This is a genomic window from Mesorhizobium sp. M2A.F.Ca.ET.039.01.1.1 (assembly GCF_003998035.1).
Taxonomy (GTDB): domain Bacteria; phylum Pseudomonadota; class Alphaproteobacteria; order Rhizobiales; family Rhizobiaceae; genus Mesorhizobium.
Window position 1 is genome coordinate 1 of record NZ_RZRY01000643.1, and the last position, 3,591, is coordinate 3,591.

Annotated in this window: 4 protein-coding genes; all 4 read left to right on the forward strand. The window is 62.0% G+C overall.

The window, feature by feature from the left end:
• The first annotated feature begins 41 nt into the window (after positions 1 to 41).
• Positions 42 to 1,319, forward strand: a complete 1,278-nt coding sequence (locus EOA24_RS31020) for a sugar ABC transporter substrate-binding protein (RefSeq protein WP_127410440.1) — start codon at positions 42 to 44, stop codon at positions 1,317 to 1,319.
• Between the two features lie 231 nt (positions 1,320 to 1,550).
• A complete protein-coding gene (locus tag EOA24_RS31025) occupies positions 1,551 to 2,474 on the forward strand; it encodes a sugar ABC transporter permease (protein ID WP_127410441.1) in 924 nt (307 codons plus the stop codon).
• The gene (locus EOA24_RS31030) at positions 2,474 to 3,322 is read left to right on the forward strand and encodes a carbohydrate ABC transporter permease (protein WP_127258222.1); all 849 of its coding nucleotides are present in this window, start codon (positions 2,474 to 2,476) and stop codon (positions 3,320 to 3,322) included. Before EOA24_RS31025 ends, EOA24_RS31030 begins: the two co-directional genes overlap by 1 nt.
• A gap of 3 nt (positions 3,323 to 3,325) precedes the next feature.
• Positions 3,326 to 3,591: ATP-binding cassette domain-containing protein (locus tag EOA24_RS31035; RefSeq protein ID WP_127410442.1), on the forward strand; the 266-nt coding region annotated here is incomplete at its 3' end.

The window sequence follows — 3,591 nt, forward strand, 5'->3', positions numbered from 1 at the left end:
AGTCAAAAAAATAACGAGTGTTCAAAATGGGAGTCCTGAACATGAAAAGACTGACCTTCATGCTTGCCGCCGTCGCCGGCCTGGCGATCTCCGCCAGCGGCGCGCTGGCCGACACCACCATCAAGCTGGTCGAGGTCATCACCAGCCCGCCGCGCACCGAATTCCTGAAGAAGCAGATCGCCGAATTCGAGAGCGCCAATCCAGGCATCAAGGTGGAGGTGGTCTCGCTGCCCTGGGGCCAGGCCTTCGAAAAATTCCTCACCATGGTGCAGGCCGGCGACACGCCCGATGTCGTCGAGATGCCGGAGCGCTGGATGGGCCTTTACGCCAACAACGGCCAGCTCGAGGATCTCGGCCCCTACATGGCCAAGTGGGATGACGCCAAGACGCTCGGCGACCGCGCCAAGCAGTTCGGCTCGACGGTCAACAACACCCAGTTCATGATCCCCTACGGCTATTATGTGAACGCGCTGTTCTGGAACAAGAAGCTGTTCAAGGAAGCCGGCCTGGACCGGCCGCCGGCAACGCTGGACGAGTTCGTCGACTTCTCCAAGAAGATCTCGGCCATCCCCGGCAAATATGGCTACTGCCTGCGCGGCGGCCCCGGCGCCTTCAACGGCATGCACATGTTCATGAACATCGCCGACGGCAAGGGTGGCTATTTCACCGAGGACGGTGTCTCGACCATCAATGATGAAGGCTCGGTGAAAGGCCTGCAGATGCTGGCCGACATGTACAAGAACGGCCTGGCGCCGAAGGATGCCGTGAGCTGGGGCTTCAACGAAACGGTGACAGGCTTCTATTCCGGCACCTGCGCCATGCTCAACCAGGATCCCGACGCGCTGCTCGGCATCGCCGACAAGATGAGCGCCGACGACTTCGCCGTCGCGCCGTTGCCGGTCGGCCCGAGCGGCAAATCCTATCCGACGCTGGGCTATGCCGGCTGGGCGATGTTCTCCAACTCGCAGCACAAGGACGAGACCTGGAAGCTGATGGCCACGCTTCTGTCGCCCAAGGACAATCTGGAATGGGCCAAGGAAGTCGGCGTCATTCCGATCCACAACGGCGCCGACCAGGACGCGCATTTCAAGACCGAGCAGTTCAAGGGCTGGTTCACCGAACTCAGCGACAGCTCCAAATATGAAATGGTGACGCCGCCGACGCATCTGGAAAATCTCGGCAACTTCGTCGACCAGGTGGCGATCAAGAATTTCCAGGAAGTTCTGCTCGGCCAGAAACCGGCCAAGGACGTGGCCGACGAGTGGGCCAAGTTCCTGACCAAGGAGCAGCAGGACTGGCTGGCCAAGAACAAGAAGTAAGCTCAGGTTCTTCCTTCTCCCCGTTTCACGGGGAGAAGGTGGCCCGATAGGGCCGGATGAGGGGCAGCGCCAGCATTTCTAGGTTCGCGCCGCCCCTCATCTGCCTCCCCTCCTTGGCAGCAGCTGCGCCGCTGCTACGGAGGGTGAACCGGCATCTTCTCCTGTAGAACGGGAGAAGGACGCTGTCGCCTACGCCAGCACCCACCTATCACCCCGTAGAGCAAAAAACTTATGACCTACGCAGTGTCCGAAATCCGATCCGCGGCCCGGCCGCGCAAGCGACGGCTGGGCAAGGCCGCGATCGAGCCATGGCTCTATCTTTCGCCGGCTATTGTCCTGCTGGTTCTGGTGCTGTTGGTGCCATTGATCATCGGCATCAGTTATTCCTTCCGCAAATTCTCGGCCTTCAAGTCGCAATATGTCGGCCTTGCTCAATACCAGGCGATGTTCTCCGACCATGTGCTCGGCCAGGCGCTGATCAACACGCTGTGGTGGACCGTCGCCAGCCTGTTCTTCCAGTTTTTCCTTGGCCTGGGCCTGGCGCTGCTGCTCGACAAGCCGTTCTACGGCCGCAAGGTCGTGCAGGCTGTCGTCTTCCTGCCCTGGGCGGTGCCGTCCTTTCTCTCGGGCCTCACCTGGGCGTGGCTGTTCAACCCGATCATCGGGCCGCTGCCGCATTGGCTCTTCGCGCTCGGCCTCAAGGCCGAACCGACCAACGTGCTCTCCGACCCCGCCACCGCCATGTGGGGGCCGATCGTCGCCAACATCTGGTTCGGCATCCCCTTCTTTGCCATCACGCTGCTCGCCGCGCTGAAGTCGATCCCGTCCGAACTGCATGAGGCCGCGGCCATCGACGGCGCCTCGCCCTGGCAGCGCTTCACCAAGGTGACGCTGCCCTTCCTTGCGCCCACCATCGTCATCACGGTCATGCTGCGCACCATCTGGATCGCCACCTTCGCCGATTTGATCTTCGTCATGACCGAGGGCGGGCCGGCCGGCTCGACCAGCACGGTGCCGGTTTACATCTATGTCAGCGCCTTCAAGTCGCTCGACAAAGGCTACGCCTCGGCGGTCGCGGTGCTGCTTCTGGCGCTCCTGATCGTCTACGCCATCGGGCTGATCGCCATCCGCCGCACGCTGGTGAGGCACGTCTGATGATCGCCGGTCGCTCCACCTCCTCGCGCATCTTCGGCGGCATCGGCCTCTACGCGGCCATCGCGGCTTACGTGATCTTCGCGCTGTTCCCCATCTTCTGGACGCTGAAGATCTCGGTGACGCCCGAGCGCCTGCTCTATTCCGAAGGCATCACCTTCTGGCCGTCGGAGACGACGCTAAAGAATTTCGCCACCGTGCTCGAGGCCTCCAACTTCCCGCGCTATTTCCTCAACAGCGTCATCGTCTCGGTGTCGACGGCCGCGTTCGTCACCGTCATCGCCACGCTTGCCGGTTACGCCATGTCGCGCTTCACCTTCCGCGGGAAGGCGACTTTGGCGATCCTGTTGCTGCTCACCCAGACCTTCCCGCTTGTCATGGTCATCCCGCCTATCTACCGCATCATGGGCGATCTGGGTCTCACCAACAGCCTGATCGGCCTGATCATCATCTACACCGCCTTCAACACGGCCTTCGCCACCTTCCTGATGCAATCCTTTTTCGACGGTATCCCGAAGGATCTCGAGGAAGCGGCGATGATCGACGGCTGCACCCGCGCCCAGGCGATGCGCCGGGTGATCGTGCCGCTGACCTTGCCCGGCATGGGCGCCACGCTCGGCTTCGTCTTCACCGCCGCCTGGAGCGAATTGCTGTTCGCGCTGATGCTGATCTCCAGCGACGAGCAGAAGACCTTTGCCGTCGGCCTGCTCACCTTCATCGGCAAGTTCGCCGTCGACTGGGGGCAGATGATGGCGGCCTCCATCCTGGCGCTGATCCCGGTCTGCGTCTTCTTCGCTTTCCTGCAACGTTATCTCGTCACCGGCCTTACCGCTGGCGCGGTCAAAGGATAAAAGATGGCTTCCGTCACCCTGCAAAACGTCGAGAAGGATTACGGCTCGCTGCGCATCCTGCATGGCGTCGATCTGGAGATCGCCGACGGCGAGTTCGTCGTGCTGGTCGGCCCGTCCGGCTGCGGCAAGTCCACGCTGCTGCGCATGATCGCCGGCCTCGAAGAGGTCACCGGCGGCGAGATCCATATCGGCGAGCGGCTGGTCAACGATGTCGCGCCCAAGGACCGCGACATTGCCATGGTGTTCCAGTCCTACGCGCTCTATCCGCA

Coding starts and splice junctions, on each gene's coding strand:
- EOA24_RS31020 (WP_127410440.1), top strand. CDS start 42: ATGAAAAGACTGACCTTCATGCTTGCCGCCGTCGCCGGCCTGGCGATC.
- EOA24_RS31025 (WP_127410441.1), top strand. CDS start 1,551: ATGACCTACGCAGTGTCCGAAATCCGATCCGCGGCCCGGCCGCGCAAG.
- EOA24_RS31030 (WP_127258222.1), top strand. CDS start 2,474: ATGATCGCCGGTCGCTCCACCTCCTCGCGCATCTTCGGCGGCATCGGC.